We start from the raw sequence: 6,224 nt of genomic DNA on the forward strand, positions 1-6,224 counted from the left end.
CTTACTCTCTCTAAAAATTTCGTATCAATTTTTTCAGGGTTAAATTTTTCATAAAACTTTTTAGAAGGATTATTCGTAACAACCCAAACTAAAAGTGATTGCATATCATTGTTTATACAATCCGATAATAAAGCTTGAAATAACTTTTGTCCTATTTTCATTCCTTGATACTGTTGTAAAAGGTAGATTGCATATAATTCTCCATCACAATTATATGTACCAGTTCTTTCTACTCCCCCATCGATGAATCCAACTATTTCTCCATTTAAATTCTCTGCTACAAATCTAAATTGATGATTACCTTCTTTTTGAAAAATATCTTCCCATTGTTTTTCTCGTTTCTCATATGCTATATTATCTAGAATTTCTTCAGCAAATATCCCTTTATACACTGTCTTCCAACTATCAAAATGCACCTTTGCTATACCTTGTATATCATCCTTTATTGCTCTTCTAATATGTATTCCCATCATTTCTCCCCCCTTATTACTCATCATTATATCAATTTCATTCCTTAAAAATCCAAATAAAAAAGAGTGAATTCACTTCACTCTTTTTTATCACAATTATCTACTTTCCACTTCAACTGAAACTACTCGATCAATCTCTTTCAGGGAACTATATAACTCTGTTGTATATAAATCTTCTGGAGCTAAAATAACCATCTCCAGTTGCTGAAATGCTCCACTATCTATATCTTTAATTTTCACGCGTTTCACATGCATGCCTAAATTTTTAATTTGCTTAAATATACCATCTAACTCATGATGCTCTTTAACAGTAATTTTTATAGATAAATCCTTTTGTCTTAATGAATACGGTCCTGCAATTTTCACAAGTTGCGGAAGTACATTAATCGCTAAAATAATTAAAACCATAGCAACTGTCGCTTGTAAATAAAATCCTGCACCAATTGCGATTCCTAAAGCTGAAGCAGCCCACACCATAGAAGCTGTTGTTAATCCAGAAATAACGTCATTACTTCTTCGTAAAATGACACCTGCGCCAAGAAAACCAATTCCACTAACAATTTGAGCGGCCAGTCGCATCGGATCCATATTTGTATGTCCTGGAACAGAATATACATGCACAGATTCAATTGAAACCATCGTAATTAAACAACTTGCTACAGAAATAACCATACTTGTTTTCACACCAAGTGGTTTATTCTTTAGCTGCCTATCTATCCCGATGAATAATCCTAAAAAGAGTGCTAAACCTAATTTGAGTAAAAATTCATATGACATATTCCCATTCTCCTTACTTTACAATGTTTCCCTTAGAATAACTCACTATAACTCTTTTATGATATCAATTCCAGTCTTTTCTATTCATTTAACGTAAAAAACCGAAAAAACATTTATAACGATGTTTCTCCGGCTTTTTATTACACTTTAGATTCTTCTTTATTTCTGATCTTTAATCTTAATTTCTGCATCTTTGTAGAATGCTAATTTACTGTCATTATACTCTTTTGTAAATTTGTTAAACTGCTCTTTCGACTTTTGTGCTTCCACATTTAATTCATTAACAGTTTTAACTTTTTCACCGATTTCTTTTAATTTCGTTTCTTTTACTTTTAATTTTTCATACAGTTCTTTTTCAGTCGCTAACACTTTCGTGTAATTTTCATTCATCTTTTGGAATGCATCATAACGATTCTTATACGACTCTTCTACTGCTTTTGCTTGTTTTTGTAACTTTTTATCTTCAAGCTTCTCTATATTTCCTTGTACAGATTTTGTTTCTTTCTGAGCTTTTTCTAGCATTTCTTTTTCATTTTTCAATACTTTTTCACGATCATCTACATTTGCAGTAGCTTGCTCTAGTTTCTTCACAACTGCTTCATTATGATCTTTGCCTTCTTGCAAAATTTGAGAATATAATTCTTGGCCTTGTTTCTCTAACTGCTCTAATTTTTTTGCTTCATCCACTAAAGATTTTTCTTGTGTTGCTGCTGTTTCAAAAGCTGTATATAAATTTTCTTCTGGCTTTTCACCGAAACAACCTGTTAACAACCCTACTGATAACGTTCCAACTACTGCTACTTTTCCATACTTCAACGTCAATTCCTCCATTACATACGGTTATCATGCCAGAAGTTCACTGGGAAGTGACTCTCTTCATGATAAGCTTCAAACTCATAACCTTTTTCTTTTAGCCCCTTTAAAATTGCTGGCACAGCAGCAACTGATTGCGGGTGAATATCATGCATTAAAATTACTTCTTGTGGTTTTGTTGCGTTTGTTAATACGTTTTGAGCAATTTGTGCTGCAGCTGCATCAACTGGCATTTTATTGTATCTCCAATCTAATGAATCAATTGTCCAATCCCATACTTTAAATCCGCCTTCTACCACTTTATTTCGAAGACCTTCATTCAATCCAGGCATCGAACCATATGGAGGACGTGTTAATTTAGGTGATTTCCCAATAATATTAGCGATTAAACCTTGATCTTCTTTCATCTCATTTACATACTCGCCATTTTTATATAACTTTGCGAAATTATGTGTCATACTATGCATGCCTACATAATGACCCTCAGCATTTTCACGCTTCACTAAATCAGGAAATTCTTTTACATTCGCTCCAATTAAAAAGAACGTCGCCTTCGCATCATGTTGTTTTAGCGTATTTAATAATTCAGCCGTATATTTCCCTGGCCCATCGTCAAATGTAAGATAAGCAACTTTTCTTTCTTTTCCATTAAAACGACTTGGTGCCGTTTTATTCATTTCAACTTTCGGCTGTTCACTTGCAAGCTGCACTACATTTTCTTGTTTCGCAACAGCTTTTGCTGGTGAAGTAATTGATTGAAACATGTAATACCCAATAGCTACTGCGGCAATCGCTATTAAAACGACTACTATTTGTTTAATTTTTAAAGCTTTTTCCATTCTATCGAATTCCTCTCCCTATTAATCTTATATATAAATCGCCCAATATAATTATACATCTATTTATTTTTATTTCACCATATAAATAGATTTTATTTGTATTATAATGGGAGTTTTATCAAAATTGTTGTTCCTATTCCTTCTTTGCTTGTAACACTAAGCGCACCGCCATGAAGCTCTACCATTTTTTTAACGATAGCTAAACCAATACCTGCACCTGCAGCATGATTATTAATTTGGTAAAATGATTGCTCAATATATGGTAAATGTTCTTTAGCAATTCCAATCCCTTCGTCTCTTACCTTAATCACTGCTTGTCCTTCTATTTTAGTTGCTTCAATGTGTATTGTGCTTTTTTCATGTGAATACTTAATTGCATTTTGAACAATATTCAAGAAAACTTGCTTTAGCCTATTTCGATCTCCCATCAATTCAATTCGGTCTATAGTAGTAATAAATTGAATTTCCTTCTCTTCCGATTTAGGAGTTAATTGCCAAATCGTCTCCTCTAGTATATCGTACAATTGCACCTTTTGTTTATATAAATTAAAATGATTTGATTGTAATCTTGAAAAATCTAGCAATTCTTCTACTAAATGAATCAACCTATCTGTCTCACCTGAAATAATGCCCATACCTTGCTTTATTTCTTCTTCTGTTAAATAATCTACTGTTTTTAACGTCTCACTCCAACCTTTAATTCCTGTTAAAGGCGTTCGTATTTCGTGCGAAATAGAAGCAATGAATTCATTTTTCATCTGCTCAGCCTTATCTATTTTATAGGCCATATAATTTAAACTATGTGCCAATTCACCTAATTCTCCAGGATAATCTTCTTTAATTTTTTGCTTTAATGTGCCTTCTGCAATTTGTGAAGAGGCTTGAATAATGGATTCAATTGGCTCAACAAATGAATTTGCCAAACGTCTACTAATTAAGAAGGCGACTCCCGAAATAACAATACCTACAGAAATAGTAAACGTAATAATTTCAATAATCTTTTTATTTACATTTGTTAAAACAGTCGTATATTTTAAAACACCAATAGTTTGTCCTTGATGTATAAGTGGGCTTAGCACCTCTAGTTGTTTTTTATTACCTTTCGTAGTAACTTGATTATACATTTCACCTTCTAATAATGATTGTGGAATATTCACTTTACCTTCTACCTTTTCACCACTTGAAGATTGTATAACCGAGCCGTGACGATCAATTAACTGTAATTCTGTTCCTTCTAATTGAAAGCTACTAATTATGTCACCACTATATTCTTGTAATCGAATAAAGTATAGTGAATTGTATTCTGAAAAAAAACGTGTACTCGTTTTCGCATGAGACTCTATATATTGCACAATACCATTATAATAGTATCGATAAATTGAGACTGAAAATACAACTTCAAATAATACAAGCATAAGTGTAATGACCGTCATAAAATATAAAGTCACTTTCCGTTTCATCTCATACTTTCCTTCCACACATATCCTTTTCCCCACACCGTAAGAATAAATTCAGGTTCTGATGGATTACATTCTATTTTTTGACGTAACCGTCTCATATTTACATCTACTACTTTCGTCTCACCTACGTAATTGGTTCCCCAAATCATATTTAAAATTTCATCACGCGAAACTGGCTTTGAAGCCTGATTCATTAAATACTGTAATATCATATACTCTGTAGGTGTTAAATCGACTAATTGTCCATCTTTATACAATCTTTCTTCTATAATATTTAACGAAAATGGACCTGACGTAACAATATTCGTTTTTTCTTCATGTACTTCTATTCTTCTTAATAAAGACTGTATACGTGCAGTTAATACTACTGGACTAAACGGTTTTGCAATATAATCATCTGCACCTATTCCTAGTCCTTGCACCTTATCTTCATCTTGTACACGTGCGGTTAACATAATAATACCCATTTTTTTATTTTCTTTCCTGATAGCCTTACAAACTTCTAAACCATCAATCCCCGGTAACATTACATCCAGCAGTGCTATATCAACAGTTTGTTCACTCAAAATCTGTAACGCTTCTTCTCCAGTAGTAGCTTCTATTACATAAAATCCAGCACGTTTTAAATTTAAAACAATAAAGCTACGGATCGTTAATTCATCTTCTAAAACTAAAATTTTTGACATAATTCCCACCTCCTACTCTTGTTGATAATCCGCTAGCGGTTTTATATATGCTTTCACTTTTTCAAATTCCGATTGCTTCGGTACTGCATATACGTGAGAAGCCGTTTTAATTGCTGCGCTGTAGCCTTTTATATTGAACCATTCTTTCCGCTTAAAAATATGAACTTCAAGCCACATTTTATTTGTTCTTGTATCCAAAAACTTTTGAGAATTTGATTCTTTTTGCTGATCTGGTATTGTAATTTTCCCTATTAACTCTTTAGGAATTTTCACATAATACCCTTTTTCTATATCTATATATCGTTCTTCAATTGGTTTAATTCCAGATTCACTCCACTGTATGTAACGTTCAAAAAGCGGACTATCACCATGTGATTTATCCTCCCAACCTTTTGGACGTACAGTACGAACAAATTCAATAATGCCGTCTTCATTAACATCTTTACTTTCTACAACATATTCATTAAATAAATCTTCTTTCCCACCTATAGGTAATACTTCATAATGATCCTGATCAAATTTTGCTACATAAGTTATACCTGAATGAGCCCCTGTTCCCGCATCGATTACAACTGCCTTTAATGATTTAGAAATACGGCCCATTTGTATTCTTTGAATACTATTTATATACGGATCAAATGTAACCTCTGACAATACCTTAAACTTTTCAATGAACTGAACCTTCAACTGTTCATCTTTCATATACGAAACAAGGCTTATGTCTTTAAAACCATTTTTGTTTAAATCATCTATAAATAACTTTGTATACTTCTGTCTATAAAATTCCTTTATATCGTCACTCTCATCGGAAAAAACATACATTGTGTTTTCTAATAAATCACGATTGGTAGTTATTCCTATCAATAGTTCCCTTTTCCCACTCCCTGTGAAATCTCCTACCTCAACAATATCTACTTCTTCCCCATCAAATGTATATGTTGACTTCATATTCCATCCATTATTTTTCTTCTCATATACGGCTAAATATATATGATAATCTTCATTAGGTATTTTATATACGATGACAGCTTCTTTTTTATTATCTCGTTCGAAATTCATTGACCATGTCGTCTGTTTATCTCTATTAGACATTGGAGTAAGTAAGCGATAATTAACAGGTAAATCTTTATCAATTTGTTCCTTTAATTCATTAATCCATTTTTCATTTGTAGGAGCTTC

7 protein-coding genes are annotated in these 6,224 nt (G+C 32.5%); all 7 read right to left on the reverse strand.

Translation table 11 applies throughout. From position 1 onward, the window contains the following. On the reverse strand, positions 1-473 hold a 473-nt coding region (locus ACQGS6_RS21300; protein ID WP_426965551.1), incomplete at its 3' end, for an N-acetyltransferase family protein. Between the two features lie 93 nt (positions 474-566). Then, the gene (locus ACQGS6_RS21305; RefSeq protein ID WP_000119510.1) at positions 567-1,247 is read right to left on the reverse strand and encodes an MgtC/SapB family protein; all 681 of its coding nucleotides are present in this window, start codon (positions 1,245-1,247) and stop codon (positions 567-569) included. Positions 1,248-1,406: 159 nt separating this feature from the next. Further along, complete coding sequence (locus ACQGS6_RS21310) at positions 1,407-2,063, reverse strand: YkyA family protein (RefSeq protein WP_100619654.1); 657 nt, start codon at positions 2,061-2,063, stop codon at positions 1,407-1,409. A 14-nt stretch (positions 2,064-2,077) separates the two neighbouring features. After that, the gene (locus tag ACQGS6_RS21315) at positions 2,078-2,899 is read right to left on the reverse strand and encodes a peptidoglycan-N-acetylglucosamine deacetylase (RefSeq protein WP_000409484.1); all 822 of its coding nucleotides are present in this window, start codon (positions 2,897-2,899) and stop codon (positions 2,078-2,080) included. Between the two features lie 101 nt (positions 2,900-3,000). Continuing rightward, the gene (locus ACQGS6_RS21320) at positions 3,001-4,359 is read right to left on the reverse strand and encodes a sensor histidine kinase (protein ID WP_100619653.1); all 1,359 of its coding nucleotides are present in this window, start codon (positions 4,357-4,359) and stop codon (positions 3,001-3,003) included. Continuing rightward, positions 4,356-5,045 (reverse strand): response regulator transcription factor, encoded by a 690-nt coding sequence (locus ACQGS6_RS21325; RefSeq protein WP_000036071.1) that lies wholly within the window; start codon positions 5,043-5,045, stop codon positions 4,356-4,358. The genes ACQGS6_RS21320 and ACQGS6_RS21325 overlap by 4 nt, the downstream gene beginning before the upstream one ends. Positions 5,046-5,057: 12 nt before the next feature. Beyond that, on the reverse strand, positions 5,058-6,224 hold a 1,167-nt coding region (locus tag ACQGS6_RS21330; RefSeq protein ID WP_426965552.1), incomplete at its 5' end, for a hypothetical protein.

Source organism: Bacillus sp. GMs2/2 (assembly GCF_050172095.1).
Lineage (GTDB): Bacteria > Bacillota > Bacilli > Bacillales > Bacillaceae_G > Bacillus_A > Bacillus_A cereus.